We start from the raw sequence: 18,104 nt of genomic DNA on the forward strand, positions 1-18,104 counted from the left end.
AGTTTTGCAAGGATGAATATGGAAATAACTATTTCCCTATTATAGCACTGCTTTTTTGCTTGTATAGACGTATTTTCATAAATGAATCACTGTTTTTTTTCCAACGGGAGTCTTGAATGAGGCTTGCAACCGATCAGAGATATCGGTAAGCTTAAGAATTAGGAAGAACAATTGTTCGAATAGATGAATTGATCGATTAACGAATCTGTATATATTTTACAATTAAATTATGGATGAGAGGTATCATTAATATGTTAGGAAGGAGGACAGTGTATGAACGAGAACGAAACCTCGCGTGATAACATACAACAATATTATCCGACCAAGGGTCGCGTCATTCTGCATCTCGATATGAATGCCTTCTATTGCTCTGTACATGCCGCAGAGGAGCCGGAGAAGTATCTGGGGAAGCCAACAGCAGTTGCAGGAAGTATGGAATTGCGCAAGGGGATCATTGTTACTTGTTCTTATGCAGCCCGTAAGCTTGGTATTCGAACAGGAATGCATGTAAAGCAGGCGATGCGGCTATGTCCTCACTTGATTGTCATTCGTCCAGATTTTTATTTATATCGGAAGTACTCGAGAGCCTTTATAGACATTGCACGCAGCTATACCCCACTGGTGGAAGTGGTATCGATTGATGAGTGTTATATGGATATTACTGGATCCAAAATATTCGGAACACCGCTCGATATCGCGAATGAACTTCAGACACGAATCCGGGAAGAATTAAGTTTGCCTTGCTCTATAGGTGTCGCGCCTAATAAGCTGCTGGCGAAGATGGCCTCTGATATGAAGAAGCCAAACGGCATAACGATCCTTCGAATCCGAGATGTACCTCAGCAATTGTGGCACAGGCCATGCGGGGAGTTGTTCGGCATTGGGCGGAAGACTGCAGATAAGCTGTCACGGGCAGGAATACGAACCATCGGAGAGCTTGCCCATGCTGATGAGGGGAGACTTGTTTCTTTATTTGGCATACAGGGACATTGGATGAAGCAGGCGGCACATGGTTTGGATGACGGGCAGGTGAAGGCGGAACGCGAACAGAGCAAATCGATCGGTCATACGACCACTTTGCCTAGGGATGTGGAATCGAAGGAAGAAGTAAGAAGGGTTCTGCTGAACTTGGCTGATCAAGTTGCTCGTCGGATCAGGAAGCAGAAGTTGATGGCGCAAACGGTGCAGCTTACGATTCGTAATCCGGAAATGAAGACGATTACGAGGTCGAGCACGCTTCAAGGGCCGACAGATGATGCGGACATCTTGTTGGATGAAGCATGGAAGCTCTATGAACGACATTGGACTTCAGGCAGCCCTATTCGACTGCTGGGGATTACGGGTCAAAATCTAGTACCGAAGCAAGAGGCAGCCGTTCAGTTGGATCTGTTCGACTTCGAGCGGCAGCCGAAGCGGGAGCAATTGATAGAGACGATGGATCGGATTCGAGATAAATATGGAGAGAATGCGATTGTTACGTTAGGAATGATAGGGGATGATCCATCCTCATTGCTTCGCAACCATCGTGTACGAGGGACTTCACTCCAGACGGATACGCTGCATGAATCAGGCGACGAATAATAATTTCCAAATCATTTAAAAAAGTTGGAAATCGTTTGAATTCCAAGCTTGTTTGTATTATATTGATAACGGAGGAACCAAGAAGATCTGTAACATTACAGGAGGGAACTAACCAATGGCAAAATATACTTGGGTTGATAAAGACACATGCATCGCTTGTGGCGCATGTGGAGCTACTGCACCTGACATTTACGACTACGACGATGAAGGTATCGCAGAAGTTATTTATGAAGGTGATAACAACCAAGGGGTAACCGCTATCCCTGACGATCTGTTCGACGATCTGCAAGATGCTGCAGATGGCTGCCCAACAGATTCTATTAAGATTGCGGACGCACCATTTAACTAACCTACTGCAAGCTGTATACTCACATAGAGAGAGAATACCTACACGATCCCCGCGCCTCCCGCGGGGATTTTATTATATCTGCTCACCCCATCTAATTACTGCGTCAAAGCAAAAATTCGCAAAATTCGACAAAATTCAACTTGAAATTGCCCATATCATCGTATACGCTCATACAATATGATAGATTAAATATAGCAGAGTATATCAAACTGTAATTCTCAATATATGGGTTCATGCCTTCAAATGAAGCAGGTGATATCGAAATGAAAAAATTTGCCGTCCCGTCATTGGTTGTTATGATACTGACGATGGTTACGGTATATGGGTACAGTAATGGGACAGGCGGCGTGTTTCATATGGCAGAGCAGGCATTTCGTGATGCCTTGCGTACGAAGAGTATTGAAGAACGCCAACCAGATGATCGAATTAAGATGATTACGATTGATGAGCCTTCCTTGGCACAGATGGGCTCTTTCCCATGGCCACGATCCCATTATGCTGAATTAAGCGCGAAGTTGATGAAGGCTGGAGCTAGGGCGGTCATCATCGATATACTTATGCTAGATCCTTCCCAGAATGAGAGGGACGACCGAACCTTATCTGAGCAATTGAATACATATCCAACCATTTATTTGCCCGTGCAAGTATCCCTTCTTCCCTTACAGGAACATGCGGATTCTCTCCGGGCGGAAAGTGTGGAACGGCCTCCATCCTCCATTCAAATTGGTGAAAGTCAGCTTGGACATGTGAATGTACTGCCTGATGGAGATGGTGTTATCCGCAAAATCTGTCTTGGCATTCCGGATGAGCGGGGAAGTATGATTCCCTCGATTGATATTTTAGCGGCGAATCAGCTGCTGCCGGAAAATGAACAGATTTCATGGGATGAGACAAGTGGAACATGGTATAGAGGAGCAAAGCGAATTCCAACTGATGATCGTGGGCAAGCTGCTTTTGATTATTTCTCTTCTATATATGGAAGCAGTGAGGAGGACGTGGACGGATATGACCGTCAGTCATTCGCTGATGTATGGAATGGCACGGTTGATCCTTCTTATTATAAGGATTCTGTCGTGCTGATAGGTCCATATGCTGCGTCTTTGAGCGACCGGCATATGACACCGCTTAGTCGATCCATGACATTGTATGGTGTTGAGATTCACGCGAATATGGTTCAATCCCTGGTAGAAGGCCGCTTCTATAAGGAAGCGCCAATCGCATGGAACGTTCTTGCCTTGTTCATTGGCATTGGTGCCGTAGTCTGGAGTGCATCGCGAATTCGGGGAATTCGAGGGGCAGCAGCTACTATAGGCATCGTCTTGCTATTTACGCTCATATGGATTGGGATTTACGAGAGCGGCTCTGTCTTCATTCCTTACTTTACCGAATTGTGTGGAATGGGGGCTTCTTATATTCTCATTGTCGCTTACCGTGGTCGGGAGGAACGGAGAGCAAGACAGCATGTTGAAGATCTATTCGGCAGATATGTATCACCCTCCGTAGTAACGAAGCTGTTGGAATCACATGAGCCTGTTAAGGCAGGTGGGGTACGCACGGATATTACAGTGATGTTCATTGATGTTAGAGGATTTACCCCATTGTCAGAACGATTGGCACCAGAGTCAACGCTTCAGCTCTTGAATCAATATTTGCATCTGTGCGCTGACACGATATTTAAGCACAATGGGACATTAGATAAATTTATGGGTGATGGCGTTATGGCGATCTTCGGAGCTCCATATCACCTTGATAATCATGCGGATCATGCAGTGCGTGCCGCATTAGAGCTTCAGCGCTGTGCTGAGGAATTGCGTGCACGGCTAGCGGAAGGTATTGAGCTTAGTGATCGATTTGGGATCGGCATTGGCATTCAGAGTGGGGAAGCGATTGTGGGCAATGTTGGTTCAGAGAAGCTACGCTTGGACTACACGGCGATTGGAGATAGCGTCAATGTGGCTTCACGCTTAGAATCAAGGGCTTTACCAGGGCAAATCGTGGTTGGGGAAGGTACGTACGTGCGAATATGCAATCGCTTCGACCTGGCAAAGATTGGACCCCTCCAATTAAAGGGGAAGTCCGAAGAAGTAATGGCATATGAAGTGTTATCAGAACGAGAATGAGTCAGAACGAAGGGGACCCGTCAGTATGTTCATGCTGACGTTGTCTGACACCTGAATTATATGTGATGTAAGGAGAGCATGGAGGAATGCAAATGAATCGCTTGTTGCAAAGCAGCCTCGCCTGTATGGTTGTATTTTTCACTCTATTTGGAACTGGATCATGGGGAACCGTGTACGGTGCAGAGGCTCCTGCCAAAGCTGTACGAGTAGGTGTTGTGAAGGAATGGAAGGGCAGTGTATACGTAACGAAGGCAGGAGGGGACAAGGCGATCCAAGTGTTCAAGAAGATGAGCATTAATCAAGGTGATCGTCTTCTCACGGGAGATAAATCACGCATTGTTATTCAATTGGCCGGTGGGGATAAAGATGATGAGCTGACCATCGGGGCGAGTGCAGATGTTAGTTTTACAGAACTAAAAAAGGACGGCGGTGTAAAAACACGCATCGGTGTATGGGCTGGCTCTGTATTTGCCAAGGTAAAGTCGATTGCGGGAATCGATGATCGGTTCGTCCTTGAGACGCCGACGACTGTTATGGCGGTGCGCGGAACACAATTTGGGGTTAAAGTGCATCCGTTCAATGGACTGACCCAGTTGTATGTTACAGCCGGTACGGTACGTACCGAGTACCCAATCAAGATAAGCAGCGATGCTGGTTCTCTTAACAATCGGCAAGGGGCGAAGCTGGATTCAACATTCGGCAGAAGCAAGGTCGTAACGATAGGCCATCATGATGTATTTCCGGCACAGACTGCGGCGTTCTCGGAATCTGAGCAGGGCATTGGAATGAAATATGGATATGCGGATGCGATAACATTGCTGGATCAATGGGACATGGCCATTGTTCAGGCGATGATTGCGGGTGCGTCAGATGCAGAAGATGAGAATAAAGCGATGAGGACTCATTGGTTAGCGGAAAAGTGTGAAGCAGTACAAAAGCAGTTGCGCTCTTGTGATGCACTTCGATCGTATGGCTTGCTGCAGGGCAAATACGGTGGGATTCTGCCGATTGGATCCATTCAGATGATCGGTGATATTTTGAACAGCGGCAAGAGTGAATCGATTCTGTTTGAGACTCGAGCAGCCCATAATGTGAGTGATTTTATTGCATATGTGGTCCGTACTGCGGTTGAACATGGCAAGCTGACCGAACAGGAGGCAAATCGGACTGGACTGCCATGGAAAACAGCCAAGCTCATGTTGACAAAGGAGGAAGGTCAGCAGCAGTCTCTTATACGTAAGCATGTTGAAGAACAGGTTAAGCTGGGAGTGCTCCAAGACAATGTGTCTCTTCCTAAGGAAGGAAGCAATCACTCGCTTGAAGAGCAGCGGATGGCTGCGGAGTTTGAAGAGCTGGCCAAAATAGAAAAGAACTACGAGGACTCTCTTGGTTCGGAGCATGCAAAACAGCAATTTAAAGAAAATCTGAAAAATGCCCGCTTGGAAGTATGCCAGAATGCGTACGAAAACCGAGTTTGCCAGGAAGCGGACAAAAATAAAGGCGATACCCAGGGTGGAAAAATGAATCCTAATCCGAATACGCCAGATCCAAGTAAGCCGGACCCAACCAAACCAGATCCGAAGCCAGATCCAAAACCGGATCCGAAGCCAGACCCAGGCCCAGATCCAAAACCAGATCCAAAACCAGATCCAAAACCAGATCCAAAACCAGATCCAAAACCACAGGAGCATGTTCTCGAACTGGCTGCCAATGTAGATCAAGTCAAGCCAAATGAGGATTTCGTTGTGTCGGCAGTACTGAAGCGACTTACATCACCGATTCCAGCGGCAACACTGCAATTTACAATCAAGGTAGCTGGAGCTGAGATAGACAAAGCTCAATTGCTGAGTCAACCGGATACATATCGTGATGGCGGGGGCAAATTTCGAATTGCACACCTCCCTGGAGATTATCAGTCGAGCAATAGTGTGGATTCGGTAGTGACGGCAGGCAACCTCATTACGTACCGTATTATGATGACTAAAACTGGACATGTGACGCTAAGCAGTGACGACACGCTCATTAAGCTGCCTTATAAAAAGGATGGCAGCAAAGACCCAGTTACATTGGAACTATCCAATGTTCGTTTCTATGATGAGAAAGGTGCGCTGCTGCAAGTCAATAAAATGGAGAAACCACTTGAGATTAAGGTTACTCCGTAAAGATTGAAGGAGATAGTGGAGATGAAAGTAGGACTAGTAACGGGGAAATTCCGCCTTGCCGTCACCTTTATGCTGATAGCGAGTACTGCATCGGTGGCATCATCTGCCGAGGTTTATGCAGCAGCCTCATCGTTGAACAAGAATTCTGATCAGACGCAAGCATTTGAACGCTTTACTTCCCCAGCGATCGAGATGGGCGCATGGAAGACTGCATCACATTGGTACGAAACGGTTTACTTATCAGGCAGCGCGCTGGCCAAAAAACAAGAAGAGAGCCTGCAATTCCCTTCTGGAATTGTATCCGAAGGGAAATCGGTTGTTGTTGCAGACACACGCAATCAGGTCATCCGACGACTGGACGTAAATGGGCGGATATTGGCGACAATAGGCATGAGGAATACGAAGGGATGGAAAGACGGGAACGATGTTCAAGCTCAATTCGATCAGCCGATTGGAATGGCAGCGGATAAGAAGGGGAATCTGTACGTAGCTGATGCAGGCAATCATATTATTCGTAAAATTGATCGAAATGGGAATGTATCAACTGTAGCCGGCGATGGCATTCCTGGATGGAAGGATGGCGAAGCGGGGCAGGCGCGCTTTTATTCGCCGCGTGCAATTGCAGTAGCGGATGACGGGTCTATCTATGTGGCTGATGCATTAAATCATGTCATTCGACGGATTGATGCCAATGGTACGGTCACGACATTGACGGCCCGTTCTTCTCGAATCGTCGAATATTCCCCCGGAGCTGTAACTGGAGCTGGAGATTATAAGGATGGCAAGCTCGCTGAGGCAAAGTTCAATGAACCAAGTGGGATTGCAATGATGCGTGATGGCAAGTTAGCCGTTGCGGATACTGGAAATCAGCGTATTCGTGTGATTGATTTGAAGCAGGGGAATGTATCCACCATTGCTGGGAGCAGCTCAACTGCAGCTTATACAGCACCGAACGTCCAGCAAGTGTTGTATGCATCTGGTGGATATCGCGACGGCGCTGCTACAGGATCGTTATTCAACAATCCTTCAGGAATTGCAATTACGGAGGAAAATGGGATTGTAGTCGCTGATAGATGGAACCATGTTGTCCGATATATATATAAGGGAGAGGTCGTTACACTAAGCGGACAAGCTGGCAAGAGCGGCGACGTAGACGGGATTACCTCGTACGCCAAGCTACACGAGCCAACAGCAGTTGCTGTACTTGCGAACGGGTCAATCGCTGTGACGGATGCGTTTAACAATGCAATTCGTCTCATTCGCCGTTATGAACTCCCAGAGGGAATTATGGGATCTTCGGGGCAGTCGCGGGCATCCCAGGTACAGCTTGTCTATAATCGCTTGCGTCTGGACTCGGATACAGCGCCGATGATTAAAGATGATAGAACCTACTTGCCTCTGAGGATTCTATCTGAAACCTTGGGGTATAAGACGGTATGGCGTGCAGACAAGCGTGTGATTCTTCAGCTTGGAGATAGCAGTTTCGATCTGCGTCCGGGGAGCAGTCAAGTCAATGTGACAGACAATGGCACATCATCCGTCTCGAAGCTGCCAGCAGCTCCATTTATCCAAAATGGCAGGATTCTAGTACCTGTCCGATTCGTAGCTGAACAATTCGGCTTCGATGTACAGTGGGTTGCAGAAGCTCGAGCAGTTGTAGTAAGAGACCGAATCTTCCTGCGCTATGCGGCAACAGGCTCGTATTTGCCGCCACAGCGAATTACAGCTAAGTAAGTTGCTGAAGGGAGGAATGTGATTGACGTCTTCATCAGATGGAAATCATCCACTCGGATCGAAGAAAGACCAAGCTTACATGAAAGAATATATTGAGGCGCATCCAGATAATCGGATGGCCTGGTACTTGCTCGGGAAACAGTATGAGCGAAATGGCGAACAAGGCAAGGCGAAATACTGCTTTAAGCAAGCGGGGGATATTTATCATGCATTCGAGAATGTACCACATCCTTCTGAACAAATAGAGGAACTGCTGGCGCAAACGCAAATGCAGCAGACCGTGTCGTCCTCGCCGCGGAAGGTGAGAAACCGGGTGGAGGCAGCAATTTTGGTATTCCTTCTACTCGGCTCGATTGCGGGAGAGGTGAATGCGCCTTCCCGATTGCACCCAGCCATTACTGATGAGGGAATAGAAGCAGCGGGTGATGATACGTCTTCTTCGAGAGCCGGGAATCATCACCTAGTTGGTACCCCTGCTCTCTCTACTCAGATAGGCATTCTTGTTCCTGAACATGACAATGCAGCCTTCGGTCAAGCCCTGAGGCATACAGAGCATTTCGCCTCTGGAACTGGTCATGTTCACTATTTGCTGAATATTCGTGTTCAGCAGAATTGGTGGATGTGGGAGCCGCCCTTGCGTGCCGACAATCGATTGACATCCGATTCGGATGGCAGACGGATCGTGATTACTCCGCTGCAGGGCAAGCAGTGCAAATGTGAGGCAGAGCGCTCCCAGGCACAATCCTTTGTTCAGCAATGGATGTCTAGGAGTGTAGACCGGCTAGTGGCGAAGTCAGCACTGACGGCGGCCTTGCATACGAAGGATCAACCGCCGAAGCAATTGGCTGCTCTAGCAGGCAAATACCCGAACAATATCGTGTCCGGTATTACGCCGCAGATTGCAAGTGCATATGAAGAAGTATCTGCTTCATTTATAGCTCGGATGAAGAACGCCAAGCAGGCAGCCTCGAAAAAGGCTAAGCAGCAGGCGCTGAATCAGATATGGAGCGATGAGTTAGATCCGTTCAGAGAGCCCCTGCGTATTCTGGTAGATAAGAAGCGACATAGGCTTGCGGTTGTAAGCGGGAATATAATGGTTAGAAACTATAAAGTTGGCCTCGGCGGCAAACGAACCCCGTTAGGGACCTTCCGGATTTCTGAAAAGGTAGTCGATCCAAACGGGTCATCTACTGGAGATTTTGGCAGCAGGGGAATGACCTTATCGGATACCTTATATGCGATCCATGGCACGAACGAGCCGGAGAGCATTGGGAGAGATAAGTCGCTTGGCTGTGTACGGATGGGGAAGGAAGATGTTGAAGAATTATTCGATATGGTGCCGATGGGGACAGAGGTCGTAATCGGCTCTGATATATTGCCCGATGAACTGCTTGTACCGGATAAGGAGGGCCGCTACCGGCTCAAATTGAGCCCACATCAGGACAATCCGAACAAGAAATATCGCTGGCTGTAATCGAACATCCTTGCGCACCTGTGAAGAAAAAGAAGAGCCGGAATTCACAAGTATAACTTGGAATCCGGCTCTTTCCCATAAATAACTATGATTACATGTTCATCCATTCGCAATAAGCAGCGTTGAGACAATTATGACAAATAGCAAGATAGCCCCGCCGATCCAATAGATTGCCTTCTTGTTTACTTCTTCAGTATGCTTGGCTGGCATAGATGGGGATTTGCGTTTCACTGCCATAGGTCATCACCTTTCTTACGATTCTAGCTTCTATATGCCTATTGTAATCGTTTTCGTAAGGTTTGACCAGTCAAGGTTGGTTGACATATGTACTTTTCTTTTGCACGAGAAACCTTTAAACTAGGACATGGAGCCTTTTTATGCCCGCCAAGAATTCTCCAACGCATTGTCTTGTGATTGAGAGAATAAGACTTGCGTGGTACGGTAACTATACGATGTTGTCAGTAACCATGGCTTACATGTATGGCACAATGAACGGAGTGGAACCTTTGTTATATCGCAACATAGCTAAACCGGTATTTTTCAAATTAGATCCTGAAAAAGCTCATCACCTGGTTATAGGTGGCATGGCGAAAGCGACGAAGGTGCCAGGTGCACTTGCCATGATGCGTGGGATGTATGGTGTGAAGGCAGATCCGGCCCTGACGACCTCTTTGTTCGGTCTCACATTCCACAGTCCAATTGGACTAGCAGCAGGACTTGATAAAAATGCGGAGGCCGTCCGCGGATTCTCATCCATTGGCTTCGGATTTATGGAAGTGGGCACTGTCACGCCGAAGGGACAGCCTGGCAATGAGAAACCACGTATGTTCCGGCTTCCTCCCGATGAAGCGTTAATCAATCGAATGGGCTTCAATAATGAAGGAACAGAAGCAATGCGCGAGCGATTGGCTGCGATTAAGGATCGACCAATTCCGGTATGGGTCAATATCGGTAAAAATAAAGCAACACCAAATGATAAGGCGCATGAAGACTACTTGAAGTGCATACAAACGATGTATAATGTTGCGGATTTGTTCGTCGTCAATATCAGCTCGCCGAACACGCCTGACTTGCGGAATCTGCAGCATGGCGATGAGCTGAAGGCACTGCTCAGTCTGGTTGTTGATGAGATGAATCGTCAGAATGCTGCACATGGTCAGAGCAAATCCATTCTCGTCAAAATTGCACCGGACGTATCTGATAGTGAATTGGAGAGTATGACCGAGACGATTGTGCAGAGTGGAGTGTCAGGAATAATTGCCACCAATACTACCTTGTCACGGATGGGGGCAACCCATGTCCATCGATTGGAGAACGGGGGATTGAGCGGTAAGCCGTTGACGGAACGCTCGACAGAGGTCGTATCGCAAATCTATCGAATGACCAAGGGGGCCATCCCAATCGTAGGGTCGGGTGGCGTATTCACTGCCGAAGATGCGTACCGGAAAATACGTGCCGGAGCCAGTCTGGTGGAAATATATACGGGACTCATTTACAAGGGGCCAGGAATTAACCGTGAGCTAGCTTCGGGCTTGAAGCGACTGATGAAGCAGGACGGATTCAAGCATATCTCAGAAGCTATCGGGGCTGATCATCGATAAGAATGGTCGTATAGTGAAACGGCATAGGTTCACTGAACGAATGGTTGGAATGGACAGGAGGCGTACAAATGGACGGAAGAGATTGGGGAAATTTTTTGCTGCCTTATGCACAGGCCGTCGAAGAGCTGAAGGTCAAGTTCAAAACGTTGCGAACTGAATTAAAGAAGCGAGAAGAATATTCACCTATCGAGTTCGTAACGGGTCGGGTGAAGAGAATTTCTAGCATCCTTGAGAAAGCAAAGCGCCTCGAGGTGCCTCTTAATCAATTGGAGCAGGGAATTGAAGATATCGCTGGGATTCGAATTATGTGCCAGTTCGTCGATGATATTCATCGCGTGGCTCAATTGATTCGGAATCGACAAGACATGAAGGTCGTATATGAAAAGGACTACATTACCAATTATAAGGAAAGCGGCTATCGCAGCTTCCATATGATTATCGAATATCCGGTTCAAACGGCGCTCGGCCAGAAAATGATTTTGGGAGAGATCCAAATCCGTACATTGGCCATGAATTTCTGGGCAACGATTGAACATTCATTGAATTATAAATATAAGGACAGCTTGCCTGAGGAGGTTCGTCTGCGTCTGAAGACAGCGGCTGAGGCGGCGTTCGTACTAGACAACGAAATGTCCAGCATCCGTCAGGAAATTCTCGTAGCGCAGCAGAGCTTCGAGGACAAGTCGAAGATTGTACAGAAATGCTTGTCCTTTATCCAAGAGTTGTATTATTCCCACCGTATTTCTGAGGCGATTCAATTCCAGAACCGCTTCAATGAAGTATGGGAGAAGGATGATATTACAGAGTTGAAGCAATTAGAGGAAGAGATCACGAATGCACTGGAGAGAGCGAAGAAGAACGGAAATATTCAGCTATGAATACCGAGTCGGCTCTCCCTTATGACAGGCTGTATATTCAGTTCATCAAGCTGTTCAATGAAGAACGGGATTATTATCAATGCCATGATGTCATGGAAGAGTTATGGCTTGAAGAGGGGCGCAAGCCGCTTCTTCAAGGGCTGCTTCAGGTAGCAGTGGGGCTGCATCATTTCCAGAATGGCAATCGTCCTGGAGCGATTAAGCTGCTGACCGCAGCGCTTCAGAAGCTGGATGCCTATCCAGATATCATATTGGGGATCGACTTGCAGCAGCTTCGTAACGATTCTGAAGAGACTTTGGACAAATTGTGCAATTGCGATGCGAGTTTGCCTCCATTTCAAGATCTTACGATTCGAATCGTGGATAAGGAGCTCGGTGCGCTTATTGAGTGCTGCGAGCTGCCTTCCTTACATGAATAAGACAAGTTGAATATCGTGACATATTGATGTTAGAAGAAGAGAAGAACACCATTTTGGGGCAAGGCCTTAAATGGTGTTCTTCTCTACATAAACGGATCCCGTTACGAATTAACCAATAACAATAATGCCTTGAGAATTCGTCGGGCCAATGAGCAGTGTATCTTCCGGCAAAAACGTTCTGGTGAATGTCAATGTCAATAAGAAGGTACCACCCACTGGAATACATTGGTGGGTGTTAAAGAACGTTGTTAAATCCAAATCAAGTGATATTACAGGCGGAGTCAGAACCAATTGTTTAGCTTCGAATGTTGTTTGAATCTTTAATGATGCAAGCATAGGCGGAATTCCAAGGCTATTTTTAGTTTGAATGTGGAGGTCGCATAAACTTTGACTAATGCCATTTTGAAGCACGAGTTGAAATGTGTTTCTGCCTAAAAGCAATTCATCCAAATCGTTGAATATCAGCGTTCTGTTAAACAAGATCGTCATCTCTTCACCCCCCATCTTGCCGGTCTGCAAAATTAATATATGTGAAACTGCATGTGCTGGCTTGTATGGATACACCGTATGCGAGACTTTCATGTAAAATTGGCTCTACAGCTTACAGGAGAGCATGCGCTCGTGTAATGAAGCGTGCCGATGTTATTTTACTGGAGGACTGGAATAACAATAACGATAGAAGTCGATTTCCGACTGTAGAGACTTTTGTTTTCCGTTCTGCTAACCTGTATAATATGTGGAAATAAGCTTCATATTTTGGTTCATAAAGGAGACAAATAATGGATTTGCCCCCGAGTATCAGCTTTATTCTAGTAGCAATACTGATTATCCTTACCGGCTTTTTTGTAGCCACAGAGTTTGCAATTATTAAAATCCGATCCAGCCGTGTAGATCAACTGGTTCTGGAAGGGCGCAAGAATGCACTTGCGGTCAAGCAAGTGACGAGCAATCTGGATGGATATCTGTCCGCCTGCCAGCTGGGAATTACGATTACGGCGCTTGGACTTGGTTGGCTCGGTGAACCTTCGATTGAGAAGGTGCTTCATCCGGTATTTGAGTGGTTGTCTGTTCCACAGCAAGCTGCTTCGATCCTTTCCTTTTTGATTGCATTCATCGTCATTACATTTCTACATGTTGTGGTTGGTGAGCTTGCGCCGAAGACGCTTGCGATCCAGAAGTCGGAGAAGATCAGCTTGTTGTTCGCTAGACCGATCATTTGGTTCCACAAAGTGATGTACCCGTTCATTTGGTTGTTGAACAGTTCTGCGAATGGATTTATCCGCATGTTCGGTCTGAAGCCTGCGAAAGAGCAAGAAGAGGCCCACTCTGAAGAAGAGCTGCAGATAATTCTGAATGAAAGCTATGAAAGCGGTAAAATCAATAAAACGGAATTCGGTTATGTGAGCCGCATATTTGCATTTGACGAATTGCTGGCCAAGGAAATTATGGTTCCGCGAACGGACATGATTTGCTTGCAGGAGGAACTGCCTGTAGAGGAGAGCATTCCAGTCATGAAGCGGGAACAGTATACCCGATACCCGATTATTCGTGGAAGCAAGGATTTCATTGTGGGCATGATCAACACGAAGCAGTTGTTCCTGCAATATGATGAAGCGGCTAATAAGAAGCTATCTGACATCATGCTGCCCGTTCTCACCGTTTCGGAGTCTACTCCGATCAATCAGCTCCTTAAGCGAATGCAGAAAGAAAGCACGCATATGGCGATCCTAATTGATGAATATGGTGGAACATCCGGTATGATCACGATTGAAGATATATTGGAAGAAATCGTTGGCGATATCCGTGATGAATTTGACAAGGAAGAACGCCCTGAAATTGAACAATTGGATGAGCATACCTATATATTTGATGGGAAAGTGCTGCTTACGGATGTAAATAGCTTGCTCTCCACTGAGCTTGAGCACGAGGATATCGATACTATCGGAGGATGGCTGTACGATCGGATGCCGGATTGCAAGAAGGGCTCTAAGCTCGAATGGAACGGTATTCAATTCACTGTGCTGGAGAGAGAGAAGCATCGAATCCGCAAAGTCCAGATCGCATCAGGACAATGGAATCAGTTATTTGAACAAGAAGATGTGCAAGCGGAGCAATCTTCACTGTAATAGAGAAGAAGCACCCTTCGGAACCTTTCTTTGCGGTTCTGCAGGGTGCTTCCTTTATTTTATCGAACTCATATTGAATGATCTCATTGTGAATTACAAACTTGTAGGTTTATTGGCATCGATTATTGCAGCACGACCGTATCGCCTTCCTTCAATCCTTCCAATACCTCTGTTTTCTCACTTGTTTCGAGACCAACTTTTATCTCTTTTCGTTCGATTTGGCCATTGCCTTTATCGATATTAACAAAGACGCTCTCTTTTTCCCGCATAACGGCAACAGTTGGCACAACGATCGCATTTTCTTTCCGTTGTGTCTCAATTTGTCCAGTAAGGCTGAGACCGGCAATCAGGTTCTCATTGGCATCGAGTCCGATGATGACTTCAAATTGAGCGGGCTGATTGTTATTGCGTTGTTCCTCGGATACCGCCTTTGCGAATTTGGACACTTTCAGCACTTTCCCTTTAATCTTGACGTTCTTCATGGCGTTCATTTTTACTTCAACGGCCATGTCAGGCTTAATGCGGAATACATCCTGTTCGCCAACTAGCGTAACGAGCTGCAATTTCTTCAGTTCTACGATTTTGCCGACACGTTCATTCTCTTTCAGTGCTTGTGGAATTTTGTTCGGATCATCGTATAGGAAAATCCCTGGCGAAGGTGCGATATAATTGGCTACATCTACCTTCTTCTGCTTCTGAGCGATTTCCTTTCGTTGAATATCAATGGTTACATTGTTCAGCTCTTGCTGAAGCTTCGCCGTTTCTTTCTCGACGAATTTCTTCTTCACTTCGGCTTCCGTGGAAGGGAGCGCTTGATCTTCTTCGCTTAGCGCGGATTGATATTGTGCGAGCTGCGTTTCAAGCTTCTGCTTTTGAATTACAGCTTCAGCTTGTGCAATTTCATTCAACAGTACACTTGGATCGAGACGGAAGATAGTTTCGCCCTTCTTCACCTGCTGCCCATCCTTTACAGCCCATTGCTTCACTTCTGCACCGAATGGCGCATACACGATCGTTTCCTTTTCATATGTGGATTTACCCTTTACTTCAATATGATTCACAAGTGTTTCCTTCGTAACCGGGAAGGTGATCGCACCCGCATTGTCCATCGGAAGCTCTGGTTGTGGTGGGTTAGCGAAACGATACAATCCAAAGCTGATGCCGCCTAAAATAAGTATGATAATTGCCCATTTCAATATCGGTTTTATTTTCGATTTCATTTGGTAAATGTCCTCCTCTATGTGGAACAGCTCTACAGACAACGCAAAAATGATGGCTGTTAGTCGCGCTTAATTGCGGTAAGAGCATCGGTACGAGAGGCGCTGACGGCTGGATAAATGCCCGACAGAATGCCTGTTACGATTGCAAATGTAATTCCGATCGGAATATTAGAGTAGGAGATGAAGATAATCGCATCCCCCGTACTCTCGGACATTGTACTTGCTGTAACCCCGTTAATGCCCCATACGATCCAGTAGGACAGCATAACGCCAATCAATCCACCAACCAATCCGAGCAGTGCCGCCTCAATGATGAACATGTTGCGAATCTGTCTTAGATTCGCACCGAGCACCTTCATAATGCCGATTTGGCGGCGGCGTTGATACGTGGACATTGTCATTGCCACCACAATCGAGATTGAGGCGATGAACAGAACGAAAATGCCGATTCCAAGTGCAATCGTCTTGACGATTGCGAAGTTCTCCTGCAGTCGATCCTTTTGATGGAGGTTTGTTTGCGTGTTTAACGTTAACTTTTTAATTTGCTTCTCAACTTGTTCTACATTTGCTTGGTCGTCTACTTTTACGATGACATTGTTGTATGTACCTTGTTCTGTACTGCCGTCATTCATGTGCAACTCCTGCATCAGCATTTTTCCGGTTTCAAGAGATACGTACAGCTTCTTATCGTAAGCTACCTGATTCTCACTTACACCGTTTGGCTTCTTCAATACAGCAGACACGCGAAGCGGGGAGCTCATATAGGTCTTGCTATCCCCGTTCATCAGCATCGTCTTGAGCCGAAGTTGACGTTGATACATCGCTGTAGGAATACGGTTTAGGTTGTTATACTGCTCCATCAAGGAGTCGTCGTACGGATTGTTCGACAATTGCTCCATCAGGTTATCCATCGTCTCTTGGTCAATAAGTCCGAGAGTGGCTCCATAGCTCAATACGACGGTACCATCAAGGTCTGAAGGGGATCCCTGCATAAACTTATTGTCAAATTCAGTTAACGAATTGAGCTCTGTCGCAAATACCTCAATTCCAGTCCGACGATCATCCATCGTATACATTTCCAAATAGCCGAATTGCTGGAATGGCGCAACAGCCTTGACATGAGGGATGTTGCGAATGACCTCAATTTTCTGGGCTGTAATCTTTCCGCGCTCAATACTCTCGTCATCCGCACCTTTTGCCTGCTGTCCGCTGTTTTTTCCTTGATTTCCACCTTGGCTGACCCCGGTATTTGGTGTTACCGTAATCTCGTCCATTTTCAAGTACGTGTTCAACTGTTTCTCTGCAAACGTCTGTGCAGATTCTCCGACACTCATCGCAATAATAATAGCGGCACAGCCAATTGATATTCCCGCTGCACATAATCCGGTTACGACCTTCCGTCTCTTCAACTGATCCCATGAAAGATGGAGGTAGTCTCGTACTCTCACGACTGCTCACCTCCAACGGGCTGAAGGATTTTTTCCTCCGGAACAGCTTCTTCTGCTGTTATCGAACTCACGCGTGTGCGCGATCCATCTTCGATCAGTACGCCGTCCTTCAACGTAATAATCCGCTTCGTTTGTTCAGCCACTTCCATTTCGTGGGTAACGATGATGAAGGTGGTGTCGACGGTTTCGTTCAAGTTTTTCAGGATTGCAATGATTTCTTCTTCTGTACGTGTATCCAAATTACCGGTAGGCTCGTCCGCAAAAATAACCGATGGCTCGGTAATAAGAGAGCGTGCAATACTGACACGCTGCTGCTGTCCACCAGACAATTGGGAAGGGAACAGCTCAGCCTTGTCAGGAATACCGACTTGTTCAAGCAGGCGCAGCGATTTTTGTTTCCGCTCCGATGGACGAATTCCTTGAAAAATAAGCGGGAGCTCTACATTTTCACGTACAGTTAAATTGGCTATTAGCTCATACGCTTGAAAAATGAATCCGATGTGCTTGCGTCGAAATTCAGCGAGTGAGTTCTCGTTAAGTTTCACAATGTCCTGATCTGCAATATAGATGCTTCCTTCAGTTGGCTTCATTAAGCCTGCCATTAAGTTAAGCAATGTTGACTTACCAGAACCTGAGCTGCCGAGCAGTGCAACCATCTCGCCGCGCTTCACTTCGAAATTGATGGAATGCAGTACTTGGGTGGTTTCGGGGCCGTTCTTAAATGAGTGTGATAGGCCTTCGACACGTAACATTCGGCTCCTCCTTTCTATCTACTTCTTCGATTAAATATGTATCGATCCAGCGCATAACAGTGTTCCATACGATGATTATAAGGGAAAGTTTCTCTCTTGACTGCATTGTGACAATATTGTAAGGGGGAGGGAGAATGCTGTCACCTAAATCGATGAGATGTCGATTCGTTGTGATATGCGCAGCTGGCATGGTATGCTGTAAGAGCACGGCTCAGAATAGCTTGTGCACAATGCAATACG

General features: G+C 46.5%; 15 protein-coding genes. 10 read left to right on the top strand and 5 right to left on the bottom strand.

Annotated features, from left to right (window positions below; translation table 11 throughout):
• Positions 1–273 precede the first annotated feature (273 nt).
• From BP95_RS0129045 to BP95_RS0129070, 6 genes are all read left to right on the top strand, one after another.
• Entirely contained in the window at positions 274–1,581 is a 1,308-nt protein-coding gene (locus tag BP95_RS0129045; RefSeq protein WP_021253217.1) for a DNA polymerase IV, read from the top strand.
• Positions 1,582–1,696: 115 nt separating this feature from the next.
• Positions 1,697–1,930, top strand: a complete 234-nt coding sequence (locus tag BP95_RS0129050) for a ferredoxin (protein WP_021253216.1) — start codon at positions 1,697–1,699, stop codon at positions 1,928–1,930.
• Positions 1,931–2,193: 263 nt separating this feature from the next.
• Positions 2,194–4,050 (top strand): CHASE2 domain-containing protein, encoded by a 1,857-nt coding sequence (locus tag BP95_RS0129055; RefSeq protein WP_021253215.1) that lies wholly within the window; start codon positions 2,194–2,196, stop codon positions 4,048–4,050.
• A gap of 92 nt (positions 4,051–4,142) precedes the next feature.
• Entirely contained in the window at positions 4,143–6,212 is a 2,070-nt protein-coding gene (locus BP95_RS31655) for a FecR family protein (RefSeq protein WP_197035323.1), read from the top strand.
• A 21-nt stretch (positions 6,213–6,233) separates the two neighbouring features.
• On the top strand, positions 6,234–7,946 hold the full coding sequence (locus BP95_RS0129065; protein WP_028533866.1) for a stalk domain-containing protein: 1,713 nt from the start codon (positions 6,234–6,236) through the stop codon (positions 7,944–7,946).
• A gap of 22 nt (positions 7,947–7,968) precedes the next feature.
• Positions 7,969–9,420 carry a L,D-transpeptidase gene (locus BP95_RS0129070; protein WP_028533867.1) on the top strand — a complete coding sequence of 484 codons (1,452 nt, stop codon included), beginning with the start codon at positions 7,969–7,971 and terminating at the stop codon, positions 9,418–9,420.
• Positions 9,421–9,519: 99 nt separating this feature from the next.
• Here the strand turns inward: BP95_RS0129070 and BP95_RS33675 are convergent, their stop codons facing one another.
• Positions 9,520–9,657, bottom strand: a complete 138-nt coding sequence (locus BP95_RS33675; RefSeq protein ID WP_175460785.1) for a hypothetical protein — start codon at positions 9,655–9,657, stop codon at positions 9,520–9,522.
• A 269-nt stretch (positions 9,658–9,926) separates the two neighbouring features.
• On the opposite strand from BP95_RS33675, the gene BP95_RS0129080 reads away from it, so the two are divergent.
• The 3 genes from BP95_RS0129080 (at position 9,927) to BP95_RS0129090 (ending at position 12,318) form a co-directional block, all read left to right on the top strand.
• A complete protein-coding gene (locus tag BP95_RS0129080) occupies positions 9,927–11,021 on the top strand; it encodes a quinone-dependent dihydroorotate dehydrogenase (RefSeq protein ID WP_028533868.1) in 1,095 nt (364 codons plus the stop codon).
• A gap of 68 nt (positions 11,022–11,089) precedes the next feature.
• The gene (locus BP95_RS0129085) at positions 11,090–11,899 is read left to right on the top strand and encodes a GTP diphosphokinase (protein WP_021253210.1); all 810 of its coding nucleotides are present in this window, start codon (positions 11,090–11,092) and stop codon (positions 11,897–11,899) included.
• Entirely contained in the window at positions 11,896–12,318 is a 423-nt protein-coding gene (locus BP95_RS0129090) for a DUF309 domain-containing protein (protein ID WP_021253209.1), read from the top strand. The genes BP95_RS0129085 and BP95_RS0129090 overlap by 4 nt, the downstream gene beginning before the upstream one ends.
• A 108-nt stretch (positions 12,319–12,426) precedes the next feature.
• On the opposite strand, the gene BP95_RS0129095 is transcribed toward BP95_RS0129090, so the two are convergent.
• Positions 12,427–12,807, bottom strand: coding sequence for a hypothetical protein (locus tag BP95_RS0129095; protein WP_139170672.1), 381 nt, complete (start codon positions 12,805–12,807; stop codon positions 12,427–12,429).
• Positions 12,808–13,097: 290 nt separating this feature from the next.
• Here BP95_RS0129095 and BP95_RS0129100 point away from each other — a divergent pair, with 290 nt between their 5' ends.
• Positions 13,098–14,444, top strand: coding sequence for a hemolysin family protein (locus tag BP95_RS0129100; protein ID WP_021253207.1), 1,347 nt, complete (start codon positions 13,098–13,100; stop codon positions 14,442–14,444).
• A gap of 122 nt (positions 14,445–14,566) precedes the next feature.
• Here the strand turns inward: BP95_RS0129100 and BP95_RS0129105 are convergent, their stop codons facing one another.
• The 3 genes from BP95_RS0129105 to BP95_RS31660 all read right to left on the bottom strand — a co-directional run bounded on the left by BP95_RS0129105 (position 14,567) and on the right by BP95_RS31660 (position 17,864).
• On the bottom strand, positions 14,567–15,652 hold the full coding sequence (locus BP95_RS0129105; protein WP_414813093.1) for an efflux RND transporter periplasmic adaptor subunit: 1,086 nt from the start codon (positions 15,650–15,652) through the stop codon (positions 14,567–14,569).
• Positions 15,653–15,723: 71 nt separating this feature from the next.
• Positions 15,724–17,112: an ABC transporter permease gene (locus BP95_RS0129110; RefSeq protein ID WP_028533869.1), complete on the bottom strand. Its 1,389-nt coding sequence runs from the start codon at positions 17,110–17,112 to the stop codon at positions 15,724–15,726.
• Positions 17,109–17,864: an ABC transporter ATP-binding protein gene (locus BP95_RS31660; RefSeq protein ID WP_051614223.1), complete on the bottom strand. Its 756-nt coding sequence runs from the start codon at positions 17,862–17,864 to the stop codon at positions 17,109–17,111. Before BP95_RS31660 ends, BP95_RS0129110 begins: the two co-directional genes overlap by 4 nt.
• Positions 17,865–18,104 lie beyond the last annotated feature (240 nt).

Source organism: Paenibacillus sp. UNC217MF, from assembly GCF_000686865.1.
Taxonomy (GTDB): domain Bacteria; phylum Bacillota; class Bacilli; order Paenibacillales; family Paenibacillaceae; genus Paenibacillus_B; species Paenibacillus_B suaedae.